Origin of the sequence: Campylobacter concisus (genome assembly GCF_003048985.1) — a bacterium.
Classification (GTDB): Bacteria; Campylobacterota; Campylobacteria; order Campylobacterales; family Campylobacteraceae; genus Campylobacter_A; species Campylobacter_A concisus_AY.
Genome location: NZ_PIRS01000012.1, coordinates 24,441 through 49,674, shown reverse-complemented (window position 1 = coordinate 49,674; position 25,234 = coordinate 24,441). Strand labels below are relative to the sequence as shown.

27 protein-coding genes, 1 tRNA gene and 2 pseudogenes are annotated in these 25,234 nt (G+C 40.5%); 21 read left to right on the top strand and 9 right to left on the bottom strand.

All coding sequences use genetic code 11. The features are described from left to right. The first annotated feature begins 68 nt into the window (after positions 1–68). The 10 genes and pseudogenes from CVS91_RS08395 to CVS91_RS10225 all read left to right on the top strand — a co-directional run bounded on the left by CVS91_RS08395 (position 69) and on the right by CVS91_RS10225 (position 6,469). Positions 69–884 (top strand): MqnA/MqnD/SBP family protein, encoded by an 816-nt coding sequence (locus tag CVS91_RS08395; protein WP_234398890.1) that lies wholly within the window; start codon positions 69–71, stop codon positions 882–884. Next, positions 881–1,150: a flagellar biosynthesis protein FliQ gene (gene fliQ / locus CVS91_RS08390; RefSeq protein WP_223154231.1), complete on the top strand. Its 270-nt coding sequence runs from the start codon at positions 881–883 to the stop codon at positions 1,148–1,150. Before CVS91_RS08395 ends, fliQ begins: the two co-directional genes overlap by 4 nt. Then, positions 1,147–1,944 carry a UDP-N-acetylmuramate dehydrogenase gene (locus tag CVS91_RS08385; RefSeq protein WP_107831551.1) on the top strand — a complete coding sequence of 266 codons (798 nt, stop codon included), beginning with the start codon at positions 1,147–1,149 and terminating at the stop codon, positions 1,942–1,944. Before fliQ ends, CVS91_RS08385 begins: the two co-directional genes overlap by 4 nt. A gap of 8 nt (positions 1,945–1,952) precedes the next feature. Next, the gene (locus CVS91_RS08380) at positions 1,953–2,441 is read left to right on the top strand and encodes an addiction module antitoxin (RefSeq protein WP_107831549.1); all 489 of its coding nucleotides are present in this window, start codon (positions 1,953–1,955) and stop codon (positions 2,439–2,441) included. A 62-nt stretch (positions 2,442–2,503) separates the two neighbouring features. Next, complete coding sequence (gene recA, locus CVS91_RS08375; RefSeq protein WP_107696086.1) at positions 2,504–3,601, top strand: recombinase RecA; 1,098 nt, start codon at positions 2,504–2,506, stop codon at positions 3,599–3,601. Beyond that, positions 3,601–4,851, top strand: coding sequence for a phosphopyruvate hydratase (gene eno, locus CVS91_RS08370; RefSeq protein WP_103638079.1), 1,251 nt, complete (start codon positions 3,601–3,603; stop codon positions 4,849–4,851). Before recA ends, eno begins: the two co-directional genes overlap by 1 nt. A 104-nt stretch (positions 4,852–4,955) precedes the next feature. After that, positions 4,956–5,138: a hypothetical protein gene (locus CVS91_RS10600; RefSeq protein WP_178140078.1), complete on the top strand. Its 183-nt coding sequence runs from the start codon at positions 4,956–4,958 to the stop codon at positions 5,136–5,138. A 5-nt stretch (positions 5,139–5,143) separates the two neighbouring features. Beyond that, positions 5,144–6,004 (top strand): AMIN domain-containing protein, encoded by an 861-nt coding sequence (locus tag CVS91_RS08360; protein ID WP_107831547.1) that lies wholly within the window; start codon positions 5,144–5,146, stop codon positions 6,002–6,004. 51 nt (positions 6,005–6,055) lie between these two features. Further along, positions 6,056–6,184: pseudogene (locus CVS91_RS10515) on the top strand (integrase); the annotation flags it as partial. Positions 6,185–6,319: 135 nt separating this feature from the next. Further along, positions 6,320–6,469 carry a hypothetical protein gene (locus tag CVS91_RS10225; protein ID WP_159071410.1) on the top strand — a complete coding sequence of 50 codons (150 nt, stop codon included), beginning with the start codon at positions 6,320–6,322 and terminating at the stop codon, positions 6,467–6,469. Positions 6,470–6,572: 103 nt separating this feature from the next. On the opposite strand, the gene CVS91_RS08350 is transcribed toward CVS91_RS10225, so the two are convergent. The 4 genes from CVS91_RS08350 to CVS91_RS08335 all read right to left on the bottom strand — a co-directional run bounded on the left by CVS91_RS08350 (position 6,573) and on the right by CVS91_RS08335 (position 10,778). After that, positions 6,573–7,703, bottom strand: a complete 1,131-nt coding sequence (locus CVS91_RS08350; RefSeq protein ID WP_107831545.1) for a glycerate kinase — start codon at positions 7,701–7,703, stop codon at positions 6,573–6,575. Beyond that, positions 7,700–9,094: a GntP family permease gene (locus CVS91_RS08345; protein ID WP_107831543.1), complete on the bottom strand. Its 1,395-nt coding sequence runs from the start codon at positions 9,092–9,094 to the stop codon at positions 7,700–7,702. The genes CVS91_RS08350 and CVS91_RS08345 overlap by 4 nt, the downstream gene beginning before the upstream one ends. Before the next feature lie 165 nt (positions 9,095–9,259). Continuing rightward, positions 9,260–10,222: a phospholipase A gene (locus tag CVS91_RS08340; protein WP_107831541.1), complete on the bottom strand. Its 963-nt coding sequence runs from the start codon at positions 10,220–10,222 to the stop codon at positions 9,260–9,262. After that, positions 10,215–10,778 (bottom strand): molybdenum cofactor guanylyltransferase, encoded by a 564-nt coding sequence (locus tag CVS91_RS08335; protein WP_107831539.1) that lies wholly within the window; start codon positions 10,776–10,778, stop codon positions 10,215–10,217. The genes CVS91_RS08340 and CVS91_RS08335 overlap by 8 nt, the downstream gene beginning before the upstream one ends. Before the next feature lie 203 nt (positions 10,779–10,981). Here CVS91_RS08335 and CVS91_RS08330 point away from each other — a divergent pair, with 203 nt between their 5' ends. Continuing rightward, the gene (locus tag CVS91_RS08330; protein WP_107831537.1) at positions 10,982–11,239 is read left to right on the top strand and encodes a SemiSWEET family transporter; all 258 of its coding nucleotides are present in this window, start codon (positions 10,982–10,984) and stop codon (positions 11,237–11,239) included. 365 nt (positions 11,240–11,604) lie between these two features. Here CVS91_RS08330 and leuC read toward each other — a convergent pair whose 3' ends face one another. Next, positions 11,605–12,870 (bottom strand): 3-isopropylmalate dehydratase large subunit, encoded by a 1,266-nt coding sequence (leuC, locus tag CVS91_RS08325; protein WP_107831535.1) that lies wholly within the window; start codon positions 12,868–12,870, stop codon positions 11,605–11,607. Positions 12,871–13,263: 393 nt separating this feature from the next. Between leuC and CVS91_RS10725 the strand changes: the two are divergent. From CVS91_RS10725 to CVS91_RS08310, 4 genes and pseudogenes are all read left to right on the top strand, one after another. After that, positions 13,264–13,962, top strand: a pseudogene (locus CVS91_RS10725) (cache domain-containing protein); the annotation flags it as partial. A gap of 12 nt (positions 13,963–13,974) precedes the next feature. Continuing rightward, a complete protein-coding gene (locus CVS91_RS10720) occupies positions 13,975–15,240 on the top strand; it encodes a methyl-accepting chemotaxis protein (protein ID WP_413784158.1) in 1,266 nt (421 codons plus the stop codon). A gap of 74 nt (positions 15,241–15,314) precedes the next feature. Then, a complete protein-coding gene (locus tag CVS91_RS08315; RefSeq protein ID WP_107831531.1) occupies positions 15,315–16,637 on the top strand; it encodes an NFACT RNA binding domain-containing protein in 1,323 nt (440 codons plus the stop codon). Between the two features lie 2 nt (positions 16,638–16,639). Beyond that, positions 16,640–16,984, top strand: coding sequence for a hypothetical protein (locus CVS91_RS08310; protein WP_103638797.1), 345 nt, complete (start codon positions 16,640–16,642; stop codon positions 16,982–16,984). Positions 16,985–17,098: 114 nt separating this feature from the next. Here CVS91_RS08310 and CVS91_RS10220 read toward each other — a convergent pair. Next, a tRNA-Sec gene (locus tag CVS91_RS10220) sits at positions 17,099–17,196 on the bottom strand. Between the two features lie 75 nt (positions 17,197–17,271). Between CVS91_RS10220 and CVS91_RS08305 the strand changes: the two genes are divergently transcribed. Continuing rightward, on the top strand, positions 17,272–17,847 hold the full coding sequence (locus CVS91_RS08305) for a BON domain-containing protein (protein WP_107831529.1): 576 nt from the start codon (positions 17,272–17,274) through the stop codon (positions 17,845–17,847). 2 nt (positions 17,848–17,849) lie between these two features. On the opposite strand, the gene CVS91_RS08300 is transcribed toward CVS91_RS08305, so the two are convergent. From CVS91_RS08300 to CVS91_RS08290, 3 genes are read right to left on the bottom strand one after another with little or no spacing between them, the layout of a single operon-like run. Next, positions 17,850–20,300: an efflux RND transporter permease subunit gene (locus tag CVS91_RS08300; protein WP_107831527.1), complete on the bottom strand. Its 2,451-nt coding sequence runs from the start codon at positions 20,298–20,300 to the stop codon at positions 17,850–17,852. Then, the gene (locus CVS91_RS08295; protein ID WP_107831525.1) at positions 20,300–20,902 is read right to left on the bottom strand and encodes an ABC transporter substrate-binding protein; all 603 of its coding nucleotides are present in this window, start codon (positions 20,900–20,902) and stop codon (positions 20,300–20,302) included. Before CVS91_RS08295 ends, CVS91_RS08300 begins: the two co-directional genes overlap by 1 nt. A 2-nt stretch (positions 20,903–20,904) precedes the next feature. After that, positions 20,905–21,615, bottom strand: coding sequence for a VacJ family lipoprotein (locus CVS91_RS08290; RefSeq protein ID WP_107831524.1), 711 nt, complete (start codon positions 21,613–21,615; stop codon positions 20,905–20,907). Positions 21,616–21,769: 154 nt separating this feature from the next. On the opposite strand from CVS91_RS08290, the gene CVS91_RS08285 reads away from it, so the two are divergent. Genes CVS91_RS08285 through modB form a run of 5 tightly spaced genes read left to right on the top strand, consistent with a single transcriptional unit; the run spans position 21,770 to position 25,228 of the window. After that, a complete protein-coding gene (locus tag CVS91_RS08285) occupies positions 21,770–22,552 on the top strand; it encodes a TOBE domain-containing protein (protein WP_107831522.1) in 783 nt (260 codons plus the stop codon). Further along, on the top strand, positions 22,553–23,308 hold the full coding sequence (gene modA, locus CVS91_RS08280; protein WP_107831520.1) for a molybdate ABC transporter substrate-binding protein: 756 nt from the start codon (positions 22,553–22,555) through the stop codon (positions 23,306–23,308). Beyond that, on the top strand, positions 23,305–23,694 hold the full coding sequence (locus tag CVS91_RS08275) for a TOBE domain-containing protein (protein WP_107831518.1): 390 nt from the start codon (positions 23,305–23,307) through the stop codon (positions 23,692–23,694). The genes modA and CVS91_RS08275 overlap by 4 nt, the downstream gene beginning before the upstream one ends. 2 nt (positions 23,695–23,696) lie before the next feature. Beyond that, positions 23,697–24,554: a sulfate/molybdate ABC transporter ATP-binding protein gene (locus CVS91_RS08270; RefSeq protein ID WP_107831516.1), complete on the top strand. Its 858-nt coding sequence runs from the start codon at positions 23,697–23,699 to the stop codon at positions 24,552–24,554. Further along, the gene (gene modB / locus CVS91_RS08265) at positions 24,554–25,228 is read left to right on the top strand and encodes a molybdate ABC transporter permease subunit (RefSeq protein WP_035145186.1); all 675 of its coding nucleotides are present in this window, start codon (positions 24,554–24,556) and stop codon (positions 25,226–25,228) included. Before CVS91_RS08270 ends, modB begins: the two co-directional genes overlap by 1 nt. Positions 25,229–25,234: the final 6 nt, after the last annotated feature.

The following is a 25,234-nucleotide window of genomic DNA, read 5'->3' as shown; positions in this document are numbered from 1 at the left end:
AAGGATCACCTTTGCACAATCTAAAAACCATAAACGTCGCTCACTCGCCGGACGCTGACGATATTTTCATGTATGCCGCAGTCAAATTTGGCTGGGTTAGCAGTAAAAATTTAGCCTTCACATCAAAGGCGCTTGATATAGAAACGCTAAACGAAGAGGCGCTAAAAGGCACTTACGAGGCCACAGCGATCAGCTTCGCACTCTATCCTAAAATTTGCGATGAATTTGCACTTTTGCGCTGTGCAGTGAGCTTTGGCAATGGATACGGCCCAAAGCTTATCAAGCTAAAAGATAAGCAGCTAAAGCGAAATTTCAAGGTCGCACTATCTGGCAAAAACACGACAAACGCCCTACTCTTTCGCATAGCCTACCCAGAGGCAAGGATCGTTTATAAAAATTTCTTAGAGATCGAAAATGCCGTGCTTAGCGGCGAAGTCGATGCTGGCGTGCTTATACATGAAAGTATCTTAAATTTCTCAGACCAGCTCTGCGTAGAGCGTGAAATTTGGGACATTTGGAGCGAGCTAAATGGCGAAAATTTACCACTCCCACTTGGTGGCATGGCGCTTAGACGAAGTCTGCCTATAACCGACGCGATCGAGTGCGAGAGAGTGCTTAGCGAGGCCGTTAGGATCGCTACTTCGCACAAGCCATTTTTATCTCACATGCTAATGGAGCGAAACCTCATCAGAGTTGGCAAAGATGAGCTTAAAGCGTATCTAAATTTATATGCAAATGACGAGTCAATAAGCATGAATGAAACGCAGTTAAAAGCGCTAAATAAGCTCTATCAAATAGGCTACGACAAAGGCTTTTTTGAAAAAGCTATCGACGTAAATGACTACCTAATCCCAACTGAATACAACGAAGTAAGGTTTAGCTGATGCAAAGTACGCTTGTCTCACTTGGAGTTGAAACCTTTAAGATCGCCCTTTATATCAGCCTCCCGATGCTGCTAAGCGGACTAATAGCAGGTCTTATCATCTCCATCTTTCAAGCGACCACGCAGATAAACGAAACCACGCTAAGCTTTGTGCCAAAAATTTTACTAGTCGTCGTTGTCATCATATTTTTGATGCCTTGGATGATCTCGATGATGGTTGAATTTACCACTCGTATGCTTGATTTTATACCGGAATTTATCCAGTGACGAGGCTTGTTGATTTTTCTAAATTTACCTCGGTTAGGATAGGCGGCGTGCATGAAATTTTCGAGGTTGATAGCCTTGAAGATCTAAGCTCACCTCACTTTTTAGGCGCTGTGATGATAGGCGGGGGCAACAACCTTCTTATCTCGCCAAATCCCCCAAAAATGGCGATGCTTGGTAAGAGTTTTGACAATATAAATTTAGAAATTTGTGATGAAAAAATTTGCCTTGAGATAGGTGCTGCGACAAAATCAGCTAAAATTTATAACTTCTGCAAGCAAAACAACATAGCTCACCTTGAGTTTTTAAAAAATATCCCAGGCACACTTGGCGGACTTATAAAAATGAACGCTGGACTGCTTAAATTTAGCATAAGCGACAACCTCACACATGTGCGTCTGGCTCGTGGCTGGGTGAGCAAAGAGGAGATAAGTTTTAGCTACCGCCACAGTGGCATAGATGAGGCCATTTTGGGAGCTAAATTTAAGCTTTCTAGCGGCTTTGACGCGAGCATATCTGAAGCTATAAGCGCAAAAAGGGCAAATCAGCCAAAAGGCGCTAGCTTTGGCAGCTGCTTTGTAAATCCTGAAGGGCACTTTGCAGGGGCGTTGCTTGAGGCAGTTGGACTAAAGGGGTACGCTATCGGCGGAGCCAAATTTAGCGAAGAGCACGCAAATTTTTTGATAAATTTTAACCACGCAAGCTTTGAGGACGCCACTAGCCTTATAAATTTGGCTAGAGCTAGAGTTTTAGAGAAATTTGGCGTAGAGCTTAAGACTGAAGTTTGCATTTTATAAGGATGATGATGAGTGAGTTTTTAAGCGAAGTTTTTACCCTTTCACTTTTGTTTATAGCTATCGGATTTTACGCCATTTATAGGGCTAAAAAGGCACAAAGCGAGTATGAGAAAAATGTGGCTAGTTATGATAAAAACTTGCTAAATTTTGCCAAAATTTTAGGCGTAAAAGATCACATCGACCTAGTTAAATTTGATGAAATTTTAACCCAGGCCTTAAAAGAAAAACTAATTTTTAAATTTAATAAATCCACCTCGCAAGAGGAATTTCTCTCTTTTATAAAAGATGAAAATTTCAAAACCAAACCCCAAATTTCGCAAAATCATATCGATGAAACTTTTTTAAACCTTTTCGCAAGCTCGCTTGTGGAGCCACTAAAACTTGCGATACTAAAAAACGAAGATCAAATTTATGGATTTTTGTTTGAAAAAGAGCAGCTTTTTGCTCTTATTGATAGCGCTGCACTGCTTGGCGAAAATATTATAATTTGCGAGTAAATCAAGTAAAATTCATCTCTTTTTAGATAAAATCAAGCCAAATTTCAACTATAAGGTAAAAAATGGCAAAAGAAAAAGATAGTGACAAAAAGATAGCTATCCCAGAGAGCGAAGCGGACAAGAAAAAGGCGCTCGAGCTTGCGCTAAAGCAGATCGATAAAGCTTTTGGCAAAGGCACGCTTTTAAGACTTGGCGACAAAGAGGTTGAGGCTATCGAGTCGATACCGACTGGCTCGCTAGGGCTTGATCTGGCTCTTGGCATAGGCGGCGTTCCAAAAGGCAGGATCATCGAGATCTACGGACCAGAGAGCTCTGGTAAGACCACGCTCACGCTTCACATCATCGCTGAAGCGCAAAAAGCTGGCGGAATTTGTGCATTTGTCGATGCAGAGCACGCACTAGACGTAAAATACGCTTCAAATTTAGGCGTAAATACCGACAACCTCTACGTCTCTCAGCCTGACTTTGGCGAGCAGGCACTTGAGATCGTTGAGACACTTGCAAGAAGCGGTGCGATCGATCTTATCGTAGTTGATAGCGTCGCAGCTCTTACTCCAAAGAGCGAGATAGACGGCGATATGGGCGATCAGCATGTTGGCCTGCAAGCAAGACTAATGAGTCAGGCGCTTAGAAAGCTAACTGGAATTTTAAGCAAGATGAAGACAACTGTTATCTTCATCAACCAAATTCGTATGAAGATCGGTATGATGGGATATGGCACGCCAGAGACCACAACTGGCGGTAATGCGCTTAAATTTTACTCATCTGTAAGGATCGATGTAAGAAAGATAGCCACACTTAAACAAAACGACGAGCCTATCGGCAACCGCACAAAAGCAAAAGTCGTAAAAAACAAGGTCGCGCCTCCATTTAAAGTGGCTGAATTTGACATCATGTTTGGCGAGGGTGTGAGCAAAGAGGGCGAGATCATCGACTATGGCGTAAAGCTCGACATCATCGACAAATCAGGCGCGTGGTTTAGCTACAAGGCCGAAAAACTAGGTCAAGGTAGAGAAAACGCCAAAGCCTACCTAAAAGAGCACCCAGAAATTTCTGATGAGATAGTAGCGGCGATAAAAGGCTCAATGGGGATTGATCACCTAATAAGCAGTGGCGCAAAAGACGAAGAAGACGACACAAACGAAGCAGGAGATGAATAATGGTATTTATTGAAGATGTAGAAGCTCACGAGGTTTTAGACAGCAGAGGCAACCCAACAGTTCGTGCGACAGTTAGACTAAGCGACGGCACCGAGGCAAGCGCGATCGTACCAAGTGGCGCAAGCACTGGCAAGCGTGAGGCGCTAGAGCTTCGTGACAAAGACGAGAGATATGCTGGCAAAGGCGTTTTAAAGGCTGTTTCAAATGTAAATGAAAAGATCGCAGAAGCAGTGATAGGACTTGATGCCTACAACCAAAAAGCAGTCGATGAAGAAATGCTTGAGCTTGATGGCACGCACAACTACTCAAATTTAGGCGCAAACGCGGTCCTTGGCGTATCTATGGCGGTAGCTCGCGCAGCTGCAAAGAGCTTAAATATCCCGCTTTATCGCTACCTTGGCGGCGCAAACGCTAGCATCTTGCCAGTGCCGATGTTTAACATCATAAATGGCGGCGCACACGCAAACAATAGCGTTGATTTTCAAGAATTTATGATCATGCCATTTGGTTTTAGCACATTTAGCGAGGCGCTAAGAGCTGCAACTGAAATTTATCACAAGCTAAAATCTATCCTAAACGCAGCTGGACACAGCACGGCTGTCGGCGACGAGGGTGGCTTTGCTCCAAATTTAAAAGACAATGAAGAGCCGCTAAAGCTTATCTCACAAGCTGTAAAAGAGGCTGGATATGAACTAGGCAGCCAGATAAAGCTAGCCCTTGACGTCGCTTCAAGCGAGCTTTACAAAGACGGCAAATACGAGCTTGAAGGCAAGAAATTTAGCAGCGACGAGCTCATTAGCTACTACGAAAAACTTTGCGAAAAATATCCGATATTCTCTATCGAAGATGGCCTTAGCGAGGATGACTGGAGCGGCTGGGCCGAGCTTACAAAAAGGCTTGGTAGCAAGGTGCAGCTAGTTGGCGACGACCTTTTTGTTACAAATGAGAAAATTTTACGCGAAGGCATCGAGAAAAATATCGCAAATGCGATTTTAATCAAGCCAAATCAAATAGGCTCAGTCACGCAAACTATGCAAACTGTCCGCCTTGCTCAAAGAAACGGCTACCGCTGCATAATGAGCCACAGAAGCGGCGAAAGCGAAGATGCGTTTATCGCTGACTTTGCAGTCGCACTAAACACTGGCGAGATAAAGACGGGTGCTACCTCAAGAAGCGAGCGCAACGCGAAATACAACCGCTTGCTCGAGATCGAGCTTGAGGCGGGTGAGTTTTTAGGGGATAATATTTGAGCGAAATTTTAGATGAATATGGCAAAGAAGATGGCATATTTCATAAAATCATAAAATTTGTTCGGCCGACATTACGCTACGTCATAGCCACCATTTGCGTGGCTATGTTTGCCTTTTACGTGGGCAACATGATGTTTGGCAAACGCTCACTTGATGTGATGCTAAGCCTTCAGAGCAAAAAAGAGAGGCTTAGCGAAGACGTGGAAATTTTGAAAAAGATGAATGCACGTCTGCAAAAAGACTATTTTGAACTACAAGGCCTTGAGCCAGACTCTAATAAAAAGTAGGAACGATGAAGAAAATTTGGTTAGTTTTATCTATCTTGACTGCGAGCTTATGCGCCAGAGAAAACCCATTTATGCCTATTAGCGAGCTAAACACAAGCGTTATGACGACAAACGTCGTCGAAAAATATGACAGCTTCAACTCGCTCTCGTTTAAATTTCCAAGCGATGCGATGCTACTACTTGATGTCACCATAAGATATAGAGCAAATGACGGCAGCATAAAAGAAAAAAGGCTAACCGATATAAACAAAACTATCGACTGGAACGATGAATTTGCCATAAGCAAGATGAAAAATCCAGAACCAGTCGCAGCTAAAAAACTAGACGTCTCAGTCACGATGGCGGAGGTGCCAGCTCAAAAGGTGAGCACGCCAGTGATAATAGAAAAAAATGAGACTAAAATTCCAAACAAAGATAGAAATAAAACCTCAGATGTGCCAACTCCAAACGTCGTAGTGATCGACCTTGGCACAAAAAAAGCAAAAGAGCCAGCTAAGCCTGAGCAAAAGGTAGTCGAAGTAAAAATTGAGCCTACTACAAAGCCTGTTCAAGAGACAAAGAGCAGCGAAAAAGAGGTTAAATTCTTGGGATTTGTGAGCTTTTTAGCGCATGAAAAAGAGCTAAATATCATCACAAAAGCTAAAAATTTAAAGCACTTTGCTTACGAGAAAAACAAGATCGTACTTGACTTTGCAAAACCTCCAAGAAGCTTTAAAACTAGAAATTTAAAGCTTGAAAATGAGACATTTAAAAACGTCATAATCGGCTGGCATGATAAGTATTTTAGAGTGGTTTTAGAGCTTGATAAGATGCATAAATATAAGCTTGAAACCGCTGAAAATGGATACGTGCTTAAGCTTTTATAGTTTTTATATTTAAATTTAAGCCTGCTATTTTAAATTTCTCTTGGTTGCAACCAAAAAAGGCTTAAACTAGTGCAAAAAGCTTTTAGGCATGCTAGCCTAAATACCTAGCGAATTTACACGCACTTTGATAGCAACAAGCTAAAACTCGCCGCCAAAGTGGCTGAGGATCTGGCAAACTAGAGCGCTTAAAGTAGAGCAAATTAGCAATAATAAATTTAACCCATGCAAATTTAAAACGCTGTTTGAAAGACCAGCTGGCACGCTTCAGATGATACTAAATTTAACCCATACGAAATTAAAACATTAAATTTAACTATGAGACTCTATAAATACGCAAGAATTTTTGAGCTTGCAAGTAGCCTAAAAGCTTGCACTGCATATAAATTTACGCCTCAAGAGCAAAAACTGCATGAAAATAAATTTGACAAGCAAATTTTACTCTACTCGCCAAATTTATCAAACTAGCCTATCTTTCTTATCTTTGTAGTTTGTAGCACTTTATGAGTAAAATTTGAAGTTAATTTTAGAGAGAAAAAGATAGAAATTTAGCTTCTATCTTTTTTTAAATTTATGCTTTATGGTTTAGCATATAAAGGCGGATGACTTGCTCGGCAGTCATCTTTAAATTTCTAATGGCATTATCCTTTCGCATAGCTTCTTCAAGGCTCATTGGCTCATTTAGTATGCAAAAATAGGCATCTATGCCGTGTTTATGGCAGTCTTTGGCGCACCTTTGCACGCTTCCAGCAAGCGCGATGACTGGCTTATGATGTCTTTTGGCTAGCTTTGCTACGCCTGTTGGGGTCTTGCCCATGATGCTTTGAAAGTCCATGCGGCCCTCGCCAGTGATGACAAGATCGGCCTTTTTGATCTCATCTTCAAGTGCTATTGTCTGCGTGATGATCTCGATGCCAGGCTTGAGCTTTGCACCCAAAAATGCCACAAAAGCAAAGCCAAGTCCGCCAGCTGCACCAGCGCCCTTTTGCGTGTGAAATTTAGTGCCATTTTTCTCTTTTACAAGCCCTGCAAAGTGCTTTAGTCCATCATCAAGCTGCTTTACCATGCGGCCATTTGCCCCCTTTTGTGGGGCATAGACGTAGGCTGCACCCTTTTGTCCGTAAAGTGGATTATCCACGTCACAGGCGATTAAAAATTCACACTCTTTTAGCTCTTTTATAGCCTCTTCATCTGAAAAGTCGCAAATTTGAGCTAGATATTCACCTTTACCCTCAAGCAAAGAGCCGTTTTTATCATAAAATTTAAAGCCAAGAGCGCTTAGCATACCTATGCCAGCATCATTTGTAGCACTTCCGCCGATGCCTATGATAAATTTCCTAGCACCCTTACTAATGGCATCTTTTATCATCTGACCAAAGCCAAATGTGCTAGTTTTCATAGGATTGCGCTCACTAGTATTTATAAGAGTAAGGCCAGAAGCACTTGACATCTCAAGTATGGCAAGATCATCTTTTAGAGCATATCTAGCTAAAATTTCAGTACCAAGCGGGTTTTTAACGATGGTATCTATAAATTTAGCATCAAGTGCATCAGCCATAGCCTCCACGCTGCCCTCACCGCCGTCAGCTACTGGCTTTACTACGACGTCGCAAAAGTCTTCAAGGGCTTCTTTTATAGCAAGGCCCGCTTCAAGTGAGCTTAGCGAGCCTTTTAATGAATCTATCGCAACCAAAATTCTCATAAAAGCACCAAAGATAAAATATAAACGCTGATCATTCCAACAACGCCCATGATAAATGTCATCGCTGTTTGCGTGCGGTAGCCTTGATCTGCGGTCATCTTACTAAAGTTTGTCACGACCCAGAAGTAGCTGTCGTTTGCGTGAGATACGCACATAGCACCTGATGCTATCGCCATGACACAAAGTGCGGCTGAAATTTCGCTCGTAAAGCCAAGTGTGTGCATGAGCGAGTTGTCAGCGCTAAATGCGCCCATGATAGAGGCTGTCGTGATGATAGCCACAGTCGAGCTTCCTTGAGCAGTTTTTAGCACAGCTGAGATGATGAATGGGAAGAAAATTCCTATCGCTTTTATAGTTGAGGCATTTTCTTTTATGAAATTTACAAATCCAGCCTCGGTGATGACGTTACCCAAGACGCCACCAGCTGCGGTGATAAAGAGTATAGGACCAGCGATCTTTAATGACTCGTTTGTTATATGGTCAAATTCTCTCATCTTTTTAGTTTCAGCTAGTAAAAATACGCAAAAGATCACGCCGATCGCAAGGGCGATGATAGGGTTACCTAAAAATAAAAATATCTTTGGCAAGAGCGCAGCTTTATCAAGCATGCCTTGTTTTGCTAGAACGTCGATCACAGAGCCAACCGCCATGAAGATGATAGGCATGATGATAGGAGCAAGGCTTAAAAATCCGCAAGGCAATTTGCCAAATTTCTTTAAAAGCTCCTCGTAGCTAGCTGTTATCGTAGCGTCAGCCTCTTTGTCGCTGATAGTTACGCTTTTAGCGATACTTTTTGAAAAGAAATAAACAGCTACCAAAACAGGCACCGAAACTACTGTACCCATGATGATGACAAGAAGTAAATTTCCTCCAAGACCAAGCGTGCCAGCAGCAGCTATCGGGCCAGGAGTTGGTGGGATGAAGACGTGAGAAGCATATAGACCGCCACTAAGTGCTACTGACATAGCAACTGGGCTTGCTGAAATTTTCTTATAAAGTGCCTCGCGGATAGAGTTTAAAACGACAAAACCGCTATCGCAAAACACAGGGATGCCAACAACCCAGCCCATTATAAGCATGGCAAGCTCAGGGCGTCTTTGTCCGACTAGTTTAACGACCATGTCTGCTAGCTTTAGCGCAGCTCCCGTTTTTTCAAGCACTGTGCCGATGATCGTTCCAAAGATGATGACGATGCCGATGCTCTTAAATGTGCCACTAAAGCCAACGCCTATCATCGCTGGGATCTTGGATAGATCGATACCTGCGACTACTGCTAGCACCAAAGATATACTCATAAGTGCCAAAAATGGATGCACCTTGAACTTTGAGATCATAAGGATCATAAGGATGATTGCTATAACAAAACAGACAATCAAAGCTATACCGCTCATGAAAACTCCTTTATTGTGAGATTTTGTCAGTGATTTTAGCAAAATTTGCTTATATTTTTTCTAATATTTTTAAGTTTTTCTATTAGTTAAATTTTTTTCGTTATTTATCTAAAATTTACTTCATCTGCCCAAATTTAGCCACTTTATAATATTAAATTTTTAAGGCTATTTTAAAATAACAAAGCCAAGACCAACCTTGTCAGTGTGCCTATCATAGTCAATCAAACTCTCGCCGTATCCTGTAAAATACTGCAAGTAGCCATAAACACCGCTTGAAAATATCGGAAACATATATGAAATTTCAGCTGCACCTTTATTTGTTTTATCAAAATGTAAGTTATTTCTTAGCATTAGGCTAAAAATTTGGTCATTTAGCTTGTAACTAAGCCTTAGATCTCCGTGTCCGATGTAGTTTAAAATTTCTTTATTGTCGTTCTTTTCGCCGATCACGCTCCAAACTCTTGGCGAAATGGTTAAATCTCCATAGACAAGATCGCCTTGCACGTAGGCTCTGTTCCAGCTCCTTGAGTTGGTGCCATCTCGTCCGTTTGACTCATGCAAAAGTCCAAATTTTAGGTTTTTCACGCCTATTTGCTCTAGGTATTTTGGAGAGGCGAAATTTAAGAAAATTTCAGGCTGATAGTTTGTCTCACGAAACGGAGCTGAAGTTTTTGTTATCTGCCACCAAGAGGTCTGCGTATAAGCAGCCACAAGGCTCTCTCTAAGACCAAAAATGTCGTAAAATAGCGGCTTTGCAAGGCTTATTTGAAACTTCGTCTCAACGCTCTTTCGCCCGTCATCTGGGATAGTTTTAGCGTAAGTTACTGGCAAAAGGTAGTTAAATTTATAAAGCTCGATACCAAGTGCGTTTTGTAAATTTTTATCGCTTTTATCTCTTAAAAGATCAGCTTGCTTTAGCTTCGCATCACTTGGTGCTGGCTCGTTTGCTTGCACATTTTGCGCCACTTCTTGCTCGCTTAAAGAGCTTTTGGCTAGCTCTTTATAAATTTGCATCGCAGCCTTTATATCGCCACTTTGCTCAAGCTCTTGCGCCCTTTTAAAATCATCCGTCCTGCTAGCCATCAAAAATGTAAGACTAAAGCTTAAAAGCAGTATAAATTTACTCATTTTTCATCTTTTCATTTGCTATTTTGTATTCTTCTGGGAAATTTACGTTAAAAAACTGCTCTTTGTCCTCAAAATTTACTATCTTGCACTTGCAGCTTTTTCGTAAAAGTCCGATTTTGTGCTCATTTTTTTGGTAAAGCTCATGCGCAAACGGGGCTAAGCTTGGGCTAAAAAAGCCACAAAGCGAATGGATATGCTCATCATCGCCAGCTACGACCATGTCAAATTCATCTTTAAATTTAGCTAGCTCATCAAGGCTGGAAGGCTCAAAAAATGGCATATCAGCTGGGATGATAAAGACGCTATGATCAAAGCTTTTTAGCACAGAATAAAGCGCTAGCATCGGCGAATACTCCTCGCTGCTCACATCTTTTATGAGCTTTAGTGGCGGGCTAAATTTATCAAATTTGGAGCTTACAAAAACCTCATCAAAGACTTTGCTAAATTTAGAGACCTCATAGTGCGTAAGCGTTTCAAAACCCCAAAATGGCAGCAAGGTCTTATCCTGACCCATGCGCGAGCTCTTGCCGCCTGCTAAAATGACGCAAGTTTGCATCTTTTATCCTTTTAAATTTTAAAAATTACAAAAGTATAACCAAATTTTCTAACTCATCTTGTTTTAAATTTATTATCACTTAGCAAAGCTTTGCCCTTAAATTTGCAAAAAAAGAGCATTTTACTGCAGATAAAATTAATTTTTTTACCACGCTAATCATAAAGCTAAGAATAATATAATGGCTTACTTTTAAAGGAGATCACATGAGTGAAAGAAATTTACAAATTTTAGGTTGGATAGGCACATGCTTATCGGTTGTTATGTATTTTTCATACATACCACAGATAATGGGCAACCTTGATGGCAACAAAACACCTTATATACAGCCACTAGCTGCTGCGCTAAACTGCACGATCTGGACAAGTTACGGCCTACTAAAAGCTAAAAAAGACTATCCGCTAGCTGCTGCAAACCTACCAGGCATAATCTTTGGACTTTTGGCAACTATAACAGCGTTTTAATGCGCTAAAAACCGGTAAATTTGCAAAAATAGCTGGATTTGTCGGGGTTAAATTTATTTTATACAAACTCTTCAAATTTCTTTGATATTTCACAAATAAAATTAGATGCTAAATAAAAAATAGTCAAATTTTGTCAAAACGTAAGGCAAAGTATCGTGAGATGAGTTTAAAATTTTTAGAAATTTCCTCTCAATATTAATGTAAGAATATGTCGATTACTAGGTCGAATTTTATTTTAAAATTTAGCGGCAAGATTTTAAGATAGATTTGGATGTTGTGACGAAATTTTCACACAAGATAAAACAACGTAGTTTATCGAAGTGTGAAAATTTCTAACTCATTCAAAGATACTTAAAAGCTAACGCCTATAAGTCCCTTGGATCGGCGATTTTACCAGCTATCGCTGAGGCCGCCACAACCGCCGAGTTAGCCAGATAAATTTCGCTCGTTCTATCGCCCATACGACCGACGAAATTTCTATTTGTCGTTGAGATACAGCGCTCATTTGCACCTAAAATGCCCATATATCCGCCAAGACAAGCACCACATGTTGGGTTGCTCACAACTGCGCCAGCTTCTATGAAAATGTCGATAAGCCCCTCTTTTTCAGCAGCTCTTGCGATCTTTTGCGTCGCTGGAGTGATGATGAGCCTTGTTTTGCGAGCTACTTTTTTGCCTTTTAGGATCTGCGCTGCTATGCGAAGGTCGCTTAGACGGCCATTTGTGCATGAGCCGATAAATGCTTGATCGATAGCTAGATCGTCGCGAACCGCCTGTCTTACGCTCTTGCCGTTGCTTGGCAAAAATGGATATGCGATGACTGGATCAAGGTTTGTGACATCGATCTCTAAAATTTTGTCGTATTTTGCGCCCTCGTCTGAGTAGAAAAATTTTGGTTTATCGCGCAAATTTTTATCTTTTAAAAACTCTTTTGTGATCTCATCAACCGCAATGATACCACTCTTTGCACCAGCTTCGATCGCCATGTTACACATTGAAAATCTATTATCCATGCTAAGGCCATCTATCACATCACCGCTAAACTCAAGCGCCTTGTAAAGTGCGCCATCAACGCCTATTTGTCGGATGATCTCAAGGATGAGGTCCTTGCCGTAGACGTGCTTATCAAGCTTGCCTTTAAAGACGACTTTGATGCTCTCAGGCACTTTAAACCAGTTTTTGCCAGTGATCATCGCATAAGCTAGGTCGGTGCTACCCATGCCGGTGCTAAATGCTCCAAGAGCGCCGTGCGTACAGGTGTGGCTGTCTGCGCCGATGATGACGTCGCCTGGGATGACTAGCCCTTTTTCAGGCAAAATCGCGTGCTCGATGCCCATATCTTTTTCGTCAAAATAGTTTTTAAGGTCGTGTTTGTAGGCAAATTCGCGTGAAATTTTGGCTTGATTTGCGCTTAGGATATCCTTTGTCGGGATGTAGTGATCCATCACGATGGCAAAGCCGTCTGGGTTAGCTAGCTTTTTAGCGCCGCTTCGTTCAAACTGCTTGATCGAGATAGGCGTCGTGATGTCGTTGCCTATGATCATATCGATCTTGCTCTCGATGATCTCTCCTGCGCTTACCTCTTTGCCAACGTGATCTGAAAATATTTTTTCTGTGATAGTTTGTTTCATAAATTTCCTTTAAATTTTGAGGCGATTTTAACGAAATTTGTATAAAAAGATATTTAGCCAGCGCTTTACGTCACCATAAATTTGACAAAAAATTTATGCTAAAAATTTGGACAGATAAGATTTGCAAGATAGCATTTTCTTTTTTATATATTTTAAAATTATAATTTAAGCAATTAAAATAAATTCAATGTCAAATTTAGCCTTAAATTTCATTATAGGTCCCTAAAATACTATATTTATTACTTTGGATAATTAAATTAATAAAATTTAGCAAAATTTATCATAACAAGCGTTATTTAGCTACTTTTTGCCATTTTTTCTTAAAAATAAAAATTAAGAGATATTGTTTAACTTTTATTATAAAATACGCCGAAAATTTTAAAAGGATTTAAGATGAAAAGACTTTTTTCTAGCTTGTCTAACAAGATAGCCTTTTTGCTGACAGCTTGGATGCTAATAGGCATAGGCATATTTTTTAGCATAAACTACTCAAATTCCAAATCGGAAAAAATTCAGTCCTATAACAATGTGCGTAAAACTGGGCTAAAATCGACGATGTATTTTGTCGATGAGTTTTTAAAGTTAAGACTTCACATGGTGCAAACCTTCGCAAAAGAGCTAGAGGATAAAAAGACCTACGCCAGCAGGGACGATATGGCCGAGGCACTAAAGGGTGCGTTTGTCATTTCGCCATTTGACGCGCTATTTGTGGGCTATGCAGATAACGGCAACGTCATAAAGACTGATCTTTTGAAAAACAATCAGCCATTTTTGATACCAAATTTTGATGGTCGCACGAGGGCTTGGTTTCAAGGTGCTAGCAGCAGCGGCAAGCCTGGATTTTCAGAGCCATACATAGATGTCACGACAAAGAATTTAACCATCACGGCCTACGCTCCTATCTTTGATAGCAACCACAAGCTTGTAGCAGTAATTGGCGCAAATATCTTCTTAAACGGCCTTAGCGAAGAGCTTTTAGAGATAAAAACAACCAAAACTTCAAACATCATGATCGCCGATGATAACGGCAAAGTGATAGTTCATCCTGATATAAATTTGGTCTCAAAAGAAGATGAAACCTACAAAAATCTCATCAAAGAAAATATGAAAAACAGCATAGATGGTGACAAGGTCTCGCTATTTTTCTATAACGGCATGAGAAACGTCATCTACTGCCAAAAACAAAAGCTAACAGGCTGGAACGTCTGTATAGTGGCTGACGCTGATGAGTTTGTGGCTGAAATAAAAAGCGCTTCAAATAAGCAAATTTTGATGTTTAGTCTGTTTTTGATCTCAGTCATCATCGCCATCATCGTGGTCGTTAGATACTTCTTAAGGCCAGTTTTAACGATACAAAACGGGCTAATCGAAGTCTTTAAATTTATAAACAACAAAACTTCAAATGTCGATCCTATCAAGCTAAAAAGCAGCGACGAGCTAGGCGTTATGGCTAGCATCATCAACGAAAATATAGAGAGTACAAAAGAGAATTTAAATAGCGAGCGCGAGTTTTTAGCCAAAACGCAAGAATTTGTAAGCAAGATAAAAGGTGGCGACTTTAGAGCGACGCTTGAAGCGACGACAAATAGCCAAGCTCTGCTAAAACTAAAAGAGGCATTTGGCGATCTACGTGACTCACTAAAGACAAATATCGCTTCAAATGAGCACGATATCTTAAAGGCGCTAGAAATTTACTTTAAAAACGACTTTACCGCTAGGATAAACGACGAAGGCGTCATCGCAAAAGGCATCGACGCACTTGGCGATAAGATCGCGCAGATGCTAAAAAATAATGAAGATGTCGCAAAACTGCTAGAAGACCGCGCAAAAGCGCTAAAAGGCTACATGCAAGAGCTAACGACTAAAGCAAACAAGAGTGCCACATCGCTCTCTGAGGGTGCGGCTGCGGTTGAGCAGATGAGTGCGTCTATGAGGCAGGTAAATGCAAGATCTGATGATGTCAAAAGGCAGTCTGAGGAGATAAAAAATATCATCACCATCATCCACGACATCGCTGATCAGACAAATTTACTAGCCCTTAACGCAGCAATAGAAGCAGCACGTGCGGGTGAGCATGGCAGGGGCTTTGCGGTGGTGGCTGATGAGGTTAGAAGCCTAGCTGAGCGCACCCAAAAAAGCCTTGGTGAGATCGAGGCAAATGCAAATATCCTAACTCAAAACATCGATGATATGAGTGCGGCGATAAATGAGCAAACCATAGCGATCTCTCAGATAAACACGCTAGTTGCCGACATCGATAACCTAACAAAAGAAAATCTTGAAGTGGCAAACCAAACAAACAAAGCCACAAATGAGGTTGATGAGATAGCTGATCACATAGTAAAAGAGGTCGCTAAAAACAAATTTTAGAGATTTTGGTCCTAGCAAGCCAGCTAGGACTCTTTGTTAAAACATTTTTGCAACATTTCTGATATAATCCCCGCATGAAGTACGCACATTTAGTTCAAATAGCAAGTTATCTATCAAAATTTAAAAAGATAAGCCAAGCAAAGCGCGTAAGCGACATGGCTATACTTATCGAATTTAGCGGTGAAAAGATTATTTTTGATCTAAATAAGTCAAACTCAGCAATCTATAAAGATGATGAGCTAAAAGAGGCGAAAATTTATCAAGCACCCTTTGATAATGTCCTAAAAAAGCGCTTTAACGCCTCGCATATAAAAAGCGTCGAGTGCCTAAAAGACAATAGAATTTTAAAATTTACCTGCACGCAAAGTGGCTCATATAAAAGCGAAAATTTCATCCTTTATCTTGAATTTACAGGCCGCTTTACAAACGCCGTGATAACTGATGAAAATAACGTCATCATCGAGGCGCTAAGGCATATCGACAATAGCTACCGCAAGATAGAAACTGGCGAGGTCTTAAAAGAACTGCCAGCCATCGCTATAAAAGAAAAGCCGTGCGAGCCGATAACTGACTTTGAGGCATTTTTTAGAAGCGAAGCAGCTAGGATAAACGAGTCTAGGATAGCTAGCTTGAAAGAGGCAAAGCTTGCTAGCGTGCAAAAAAAGATAGATAGCATGAGTGAAATTTTAAACTCGCTTGAAGATAAAGATGAGCTTATGAAAAAGAGCGAGGAGTTTGCAAACTACGGCACACTTTTGCTTGCAAATTTGGCAAATTTTAAGGGCTATGAGAGAGAAATTTCTCTTAAAGATTTTAACGGCAACGAGATAAAACTAACTCTTAGTGACACGCCAAAAAATAGTGCAAATGAATTTTACTCAAGATCAAAAAAGCTACGTGCAAAAGCCCTTGGTGTGGAGATAGAAAAGAGAAATTTAAGTGAAAAGATCGAGTTTTTAGAAGGACTAAAGTCGCTTTTAAAAGAGGCAAAAAGTGCTTACGAGCTTGAAATTTTAAGCCCAAAAAACAAAGCAAAACAAAGAGAGAGACAGATAAAAGATGTGAGCGAAAATGCTGAAATTTTTTACGTTAGAGAGTTTAAAATTTTAGTTGGCAGAAATGAAAAAGGCAATATAAATTTGCTTGATCTCGCCAAAAAAGATGACATCTGGCTTCATCTAAAAGACGCCCCAAGCGCTCATGTCATCATCAAGACAAACAAGAGCAAAGTGCCAGAAGACGTGCTAGAAATGGCTGCTAAATTTTGCGTGGAATTTAGCGTAAAAGGAGCTGGCAGATACGAGGTGGATTACACTAAACGTGAAAATTTAAGGCGTGAAAATGGCGCAAATGTCACTTACACAAACTACAAAACGATCATCATAAATAAAGGCTAAAAATGGCGGTAACACCTTTAGGAAACAGCAACTTCATCAACCAAAACGCCCCAGTCGTCTCGCAGGTGCATGCAAACCAGCAAGCACGCTTTGACATGCAAGCACTAATGGCATCTGAGCTAGCCACCCAGCAAAACGAGGAGATCAAAGAGGTGCGTCCGATGGAGGAGTCATACAAAATAGACCCTGAAAAAGAGCACGAGCGTCAAAAAAGTGAAGAAGAGGCGAGCGAGTTTGAGAACGAAGAGCAAAACGCAAAAGCCAAAGATGAAGAGAATTATTTAGAAGACGAGCTTGATAGCGAAGAAGAGAGCGAAGAACCGCACGTTTTGGATATAAAAATTTAAACTTTAAATTTAAAGATGGTTGTTTAAATCACACAATTATTTTTAAAATTTACTAGCTAACTGCGCCTAAAATCAAAAAATCATTTAAAAAGTAGAAATTAAAAGAAGTAAAAGTGGCGAGAGGATGAGAGAATCGAACTCCCCACCAGACGGTCAACCGCCCAGTCATCGGGTTTGAAGCCCGTGAGCATCACCAGATTACTTTATCCTCCGTGCGTGTTATTTTAGCAGATTTAGATAAATTTTAGCCCATTTTCTATAAACTTTTTGAAATTACAAAAGGATTTATGATTTCTAAATTTAGCGTTTTTGCATTTTTGGTCTTATTTTTTTGCTCTTGCTCCTCAGTCCTCACCCCAGCAACAGCGCCGCTAAATGTATATGACGCATACTCCATTTCTCGCGATAAACGCGGCATCTACTCGATCTCTCGCGATAAATTTATCCAAAGCAAGCTACAAAGCAAAATTTTGTTTTCAAAAGGACTTAGCAACATCGACATCGAGATAGAGGTCTTTTATGGCGACGCCTATCTCATAGGGCTTGTTGATAGCAAAGAGTTTGAAGGTAAGCTAGTTGAACTTGCCAAAAGCACGGACGGAGTGCGAAAAATTTACACCTATCTTAGGGTAAAAAAGAGCGAGTATCCGTGCGATAGCCTGAGCATACTTGCAAATTTAAAGCAAAATCTCTTCAAAGATAGTGTCGTTGAGGGCACAAATGTGCGTGTTAGCATCGTTGGCTGTGACGTTGTTTTTAGCGGTGTGGTAGATAGCATCGAGCAAGAAAAGCACGCCATTTGGTACGCTAAGCACATTGACGGCGTGGCTGATGTCTATTCATTCATCAAAGTTATCAAATAAATTTATACCTCGCGCTTTTTCACAAAGCTTGCTATCAGACTTGGCAAGATAATGAGCGCGCCAAGCAGCATAAATACCATAACAAGATCAGTTAGCAAGCCAAAATAAATTGTCGGTATAAAGTTGCTAGTTATCATCACGCTAAAGCCAAGAAAAATGGTAAATGAGGTGTAATACATCGCGTATCCTATGCTAGCATGTGCAGCTTTGATGCTCTCAAAGACGTCCTTTGTAAGTAGCTCCTCTTTAAAGCGGTGGATGTAGTGGATGATATCATCAACGCCGATGCCTATACTAATGGCCGCTATCGTAATACTCATCACATCAAGCGGTATGCCAAAAAATCCCATCACGCCAAAGAGCGTGCAAAGCGGGATCAAATTTGAGACTATCGCGATGGTTGCTAGCTTGATACTTCTAAAAACAAAGCAAAATATGACAAAAAGTATCGCAACCGTTAGTCCAAATGTATCAACCTGCGAGCTAAGTAAATTTTGAAGCATGTTGTTATAAAGCACCATCATACCGACAACTTCGATGCTTACATTATCGTTTTTAGTAAGCTTGGAAAGCCCAGCCTTAAGCTCTTTCAAAAACTCATTTCGCCTAAGCTCAGAGTCGCTATCGATGATCCTTAAACTAAATCTAAGCTCGTCGTTTTCGACGCTCACGTAAGGACTTAACAAGATGTTTTTATACTCAAGTGGTAGCTTCTCATACATCGCAGCAAGCAAAAAGTCGTCACTTACGCCGTTATTTAGCTCTTTTATCGCCTTTATGAGCGTTGCAAGAGAGCTTACGTTGCCTACAAATTTTTGCTGCGCCAAATGGTCGTGAATTTTCTCTGCAACTCTTGTGTGATAGCTGTTAAACCAGTATTTCGCGCTCTTTGCGTCGTTTTCAAACTCACTTTCAAAGTCATCTTTTTCATCACTTTTTTCTTGTTTTGGCTCGATCTCTTTAAATTTTACTATCACATCAACTGGGATCGTGCCACCAAGCTTTGTGTCGATAATCTGCATGCCTTGGCGGATCTGCGTACTCTCTTTAAAGTAGCCAATGAAGCTATTTTCAACCTTTATCTTGCTTATGCCATAAACGCCAAAGCAGACGACTAGCACGCAAACCACGTAGATGATCTTTCTTGAGTTTAGGGCTAAATTTGCGCAGTATTTTGTAAATTTAAAGCTGTTTTCAAATGTCCTAACAGGGGCAAGCTTCTTTAAATTTGCATTTACCGAGCCAAATAATAAAAATGCAAGCACGAGTGAAACGCTGATACCTGCACTCATCATAATGCCAAGCATGATAACTGGCTTTATATCGGCACTCATTAATGAGCTAAAGCCAATAACCGTTGTAAATATCGCCCAAAAAGATGGAGAAAATTTGTCACGAAGTGTCAGATAGATGAGCTGATTTTGGCTGTATTTTGGGTGTTTTGCGTAAAATTCTCGGTAGCTAACGACTAGGTGGATGACTGTTGAGATGGTGATAATTAGCTGAAGTGCGATGTAGTTTGAGCTAATGACCGTAACTTCCCAGCCAAACATACCAAAAATCCCGGTCGTAAAAATGGCACTTACCGCGCAGATAAACATCGGCAAGACGATCCATCTAACCTGCCTAAAAAATAGCCACAAACTAAAGCTAAGAAGCGCTAAAACGCTTAGGCCGTAAACCAAAAGATCGCTCTTTATAAAGCCTATCATATCATCAGCGATCATGTTTGCGCCGCCCAAAAACAGCTCGTCATTTGCGTTAAATTTAGCGATGGCTGCCTTTATGGCTTCAAGGTTTTTGTGATCGCTCTTTCTAAGCTCATCTCGGTAGGCTTTAAACTCCGCTAAAAGCGCTTTAAATTTCTCTTTTTCAGCCTGCGTGATAGTGCCGTTTGACTCTTTTTGACTAAGTAAATTTCGCTCATTTAAAAGCTCGTTAAATTTCTCATCTTGCTTTAAATTTAGCGCGATCGCTGTGGTTTTTAGATCTTTGCTTATCAAATTTCCACTATAAATGGGACTTTTTGCAAACTCAAGCTTTGCTTTTGAGATATTTATATCTTTATCACTTAGCGTTGGCGTGTGATCTAAGATGCCTGTAACGCCACCTTTTACGCTATTTAGAAGTGGCACGTTTAGGATAGAGATGACGCTGCTAACCATATCGTTTTTGGCTAGCTCGCCACTCAAATTTTTAATAAGCTCTAAATTTTTAGGTGAAAAAAGATCATCTTTTGGGGTAAAAGCGACCACTAAAAGCCCTGGCGAGTCGTAGCGCTTTGCGATCTGCCTATAGGCTTTTAGATCTGGGTCATGCTCAAGCAGCAAGGTCTCAGCCGAAGCATCGATGCTAAGCTTTGTGCTAAGGTAGCCAAAAACTACGCTTAGAACTAGCACAAGCGAGATAACAAGCTTGTTTTTGGCAATGATAAATTTAAAAATTTGTCGCATTAAGGATTAGTTTTGTTTTGATCAGGCAAAACCGCTTCGTTTAGTTTTTGTAAAAGCGTATTAAAATCGCCATTGTTTAGCACGTCGCCAAACTGACTTCTATAAGTTTGTATAATGCTCACACCAACGATATCAAGGTCGTAAATGAGCCAGCCACGCTCTTTTGCATCGTAAAATTTATAGACAAATTCATAGTTTTTGCCGTCATTTAGAAGCTCGGATGTGAGCCAGTATCTATTTTTTTGAGGCTCACTCTCTCCAGTGATGTGGATCTGTTGGTCTTTGTAGCCTAAAAGTTTGTCTATGTATGAGCTTTTTAGCTTTTGCTCAAATGCTGCGTCAAATTTAGCTTGCTCGTCAGCACTTAGACTGTTGTAGCGTTTGCCAAGGCTGATCTTTGCCATTTGCTTGTAGTCAAATAGTGGATCAAGCAGAGCAAAAATCTCTTTTGTCTTTGCATTGTTGTCTAAATTTGTATTTTTTAAAATTTCAATCACTTTTGTTGTCTTTGCCTCTATCTCAGGCTTTATCTGCTCTTTTGAGAGGGCAAAAAGGCTAGTTGCTAAAAGTAAAATCGCCGCTATAATTTTAAAAATTTTCATACTTACTCCTTGATAAGTTTATCGCGTCTTTGCTCGTAAGCATCGCGTAAAAATGGATATAGATCGATCGCGTCTTTGCGTAGTTTTTCATAAGCAGTTGGATCTTGTGCAAAGCTGTTAAACGTCCTATAAGACTTGATACCAAGCGATAAAAGTCTAGGATCAACATAGCTGATAGGATCAGCAAAATAGTCTCCGACCAAGCCGCCAGTATCTCTTAAATTTGATGGTCCAAGCAAAGGCCAAACGATGTGAAAACCGCTTCCAAGCCCCCAGTAACCAAGAGTTTGTCCAAAGTCCTCGTTGTGAGCCTTTAGATCATAGTATTTTGCTCCGTCTGTTAGCCCACCAAAGCCAATTATCGTGTTTGCCAAAAAGCGCAAAGTCTCTTCGCCAGCGTTTTGAAATTTAAACTGAAGCAAGTTATTTACAAAACGCACTGGAAAAAGGAGGTTGTCAAAGAAATTTGCAACCATCGTCCTAGCTGTGGCTGGCACGACATAAGCGTAGCCTTTTGCCACTGGAGTTAGCATGTTTATGTAGATAAAGTCATTTACATTTGTCATCACTCTGTTATAGCCACTAAGCGGGTCAAAAACATCTTTTTTTGCTTCAAACTCAACGTCAAAATCATCTTTTTCACTGTTTGCGTTCAGATCAGTGCTAGCACAGGCTAAAAGCAGGCTACAAAAGATAGCGAGCAAAAATTTCATCATAAAACCTTAAAATTTATTTATAAAATACAGCTTGATTTTATCCTCTTGAAACTTTACAAGAAATTAAAGAAAATTTGTAATTTTAAGCTTGTGAATTAATATAATTAGATATACTTTGCAAATTATTATTATATATTTAGAGGTTAAAATCTTGAAAGCAGATATAAATTTAGAGCTATTTCTAGGCGAAGATACGCAGGTTTTAGCAAAGCATATCGCGCTACTTAAAGCGATAAAAGAGACAAAAAGTATTACAAAAGCTGCTGAAGTGGTGGGCATATCGTATAAAAACGCTTGGGACTGCTTAGATACGATAAATAACAAAAGCAGTAAGCCTCTCATCATAAGAGCCGATGGCAATAAGAAAAATAGCGGCTCAGAGCTTAGCCCATACGCCAAAAAACTGATAAAAATTTACGACGCTATCCTCGAGACGCAAAAGGACTTTTTGCAAAAAATTTGCCAAAAGGTTGATTTTGAAGATGTTGATATCATAAATTTACAAAGGATGAGTATGAATTTAAGCGCTAGAAACCAGCTCTCATGCGAGATCGTCAGCATAAACAGAGGTGCTGTAAATTCTGAGATCACCACAAAGCTAAGCAATGGCAACACGCTTGAAGCGACTATAACAGTTGAGAGCGAGAAAAATTTAGGCCTAAAAGTGGGTCAAAAGGTAGTTTTCATCTTTAAAGCGCCCTCTGTCATCCTTGCAAAAGATCTTGATATAAAAATAAGCACTAAAAATCAGCTAAAAGGTGAGGTCATCGAGGCAAAGATAGGCGCTGTAAATGCTGAGGTCACGCTAAAACTAAGCGACGAGCAAACTTTAACTGCCATCATCACAAAAGATAGCGCGATGGATATGCAAATAGGCGTTGGCGACACGCTTTTAGCAATAGTAAAATCATCTCAAATCATAATAGGAGTATAAATGAAAAAGGTTTTTAAATTTCTATGTGTGGCAGCTCTGCTTGCCATAAACGCACTTGGCGCAGAGGTAAATGTCTATGCCGCAGCAAACACGACTTACGCGTTTCCAGAGCTTATAAAAGAGTTTAATAAGCTTCATCCAGACGCTAAGATCAACCTAACTCTTGGCGCAAGCGGCGGCCTTGTTACGCAGATACAAAACTCGGCCCCAGCTGACATCTTCATGGCTGCTGATATGGGCTTTGCGCAAAAAGCTTACGACACAGGCTTTGCAGTCGCTGCGCCAAAAGTTTATGCACAAGGTGCTTTGGCGATCTTTTCTATAAGAGATGTGGATTTTAAAAAGGGCATAGAAGTGGTTCGTGGCCTAAAGGCGGTCTCAATAGCAAACCCAGAAACAGCACCTTACGGCAAGGCTAGCATCGAGGCTCTTAAAAACGCAAAAATTTATGACGAAATAGAGAAAAACATCGTCTATGCTCAAAAAATTTCTGAGACTCTATCTCAGGCATTAAGCGCTTCAGATGTTGGATTTATTGCTGCTAGCGCGCTTTTTAGTGAGAAAATGGCAAAATACAAAGAGGGCACTAACTACATCTTCGTGCCTCAAGAGCTCTACACTCCGATCGATCAAGGCATCGTACTTTTAAAACATGGTGATAATAACGCTGATGCGAAGGCATTTTATGAGTTTATCTTGGGCGATAAAGCAAAAGAAATTTTTAAGAAATTTGGCTACAACGTCCCAGCTAAATGATAAGAGCAAAGATCGTTCAAATTTCATCCAAAGATGGCGTCAGTTTTTTTGAGCTTGAGTGCCTAAATTTAGGGATAAATTTATATATGCTAGCCTTAAATGAGGCTAGCAAATTTGCTCTAAATGATGAGGTGAGCTTAAATTTCAAAAGCTCAGACGTCGTCCTATCAAAGCTTAGACTTGAGGCTAGCTCTCTTGAAAATGAGCTAAAATGCGAGGTCGCTGGCATAACTCGCGGCGAAATTTTAAGCATAGTTAGCCTAAAGTGTGAGCAGCTTTGCTTTGAGGCCATCATCTCAGATCACGCTCTAAAAGGGCTAAATTTGGTGATAGGCGAGCAGCTCTTTGCATACGTTAAATCAACAAGTATCCACGTAAGTGCTTAAAAATGATAGAAATTTCTTGCAAAAAAGAGCTAAATGGCGGTGGCGGTAAATTTATGCTTGAGGCTGAGCTTGCCTTTGAAAGTGGCGAGTTTGTCGCACTTTATGGAGCAAGTGGCGGAGGTAAAACGACGATTTTAAGGCTCATCGCTGGCTTTGAAGCCCCACAAAGTGGCGTGATAAAGGTTGGAGATAAGATATTTTTTGACGAAAAGACAAATTTAGCCCCGCAAAAGCGAAATATCGGCTTTTTGTTTCAAGACTACGCCCTTTTTGAAAATATGAACGTCTTTAAAAATTTGCTTTTTGCAAATAATGATGAAAATTTAGCAAACAAACTACTTGAAATTTGCGAGCTAAAGAGCCTAAAAAACGCCAAAATAGGCGAGCTTTCAGGCGGTCAAAAGCAGCGCGTGGCACTTGCTCGTGCGGTGATGAGAAAGCCAGAAATTTTACTGCTAGATGAGCCACTAAGTGCCCTAGATAACGCCATGCGCGAGAAGTTGCAGGATTATTTACTAGCGCTTCACGATGAGTTTAAGATGAGCGTTATCTTAGTAAGTCACGACATAGCTGAAATTTACAAGCTTTGCAGCAAGGTTTTTGTCCTTGAAAATGGCAAAATTTCAAGGTCTGGCAGTGCGAGCGAGATATTTTTAAAAAGTGCTGGATCGCAGAAATTTGCGTTTAACGCTAAGGTTTTGGATATCAAAAAGTGTGACGCCATTTTTGTGGCAAACGTGCTAATAAACCGCCAAATTTGCGAGGTCGTGCTAAGTAGCGCAGAAGCTAGTGGGCTAAGAGCTGGCGACACGGCCATAGTTAGCACAAAAGCCTTTGGCGTAAATTTGGTAAAAGCATGATGAGCGAGCTAGCAAATATTGATTACGAGCCGTTTTGGCTCTCTCTAAAGCTCTCTTTTATCACGACATTTATCCTATTTTTCTTCTGCGTAGGACTTGCTTACTTTATGTCGCAAAAGAAATTCTTTGGCAAGGCGTTTTTAGAGTCCATCATCTCGCTGCCTTTGGTGCTGCCACCAAGCGTTCTTGGCTTTTATCTGCTCATTTTTCTCTCGCCTTACTCATTTTTTGGCAAATTTATAGAAGAGCTCTTTGGCGTGAGGCTAGTTTTTAACTTCACTGGCCTTGTCGTGGCAAGCTGCATCTACTCGCTACCATTTATGTTTGGGCCCATTTATGCTGGGCTAAATAGTCTAAAAAAGAGCCTTTTTGAGGCGAGCTACAGCCTTGGTAAAAGCAAGCTTACGACCATTTTTAGGGTCATCTTGCCAAGTATCAGATCAAATTTACTAACAGCGATCGTTGTTAGCTTCGCTCATACGATGGGCGAGTTTGGCGTGGTTTTGATGATAGGTGGCAGCGTGGCTGGTGAGAGCAAGGTCGCTAGTATCGCGATATTTGAGGCGGTTGAGATGCTTGACTATACCAAAGCTCACATCTACGCTCTTTTGATGCTAATAATCAGCTTTTTCGTCCTTTTTATCGTCTATTTTTTAAATTCAAAAAAAGCTTAAAGATAT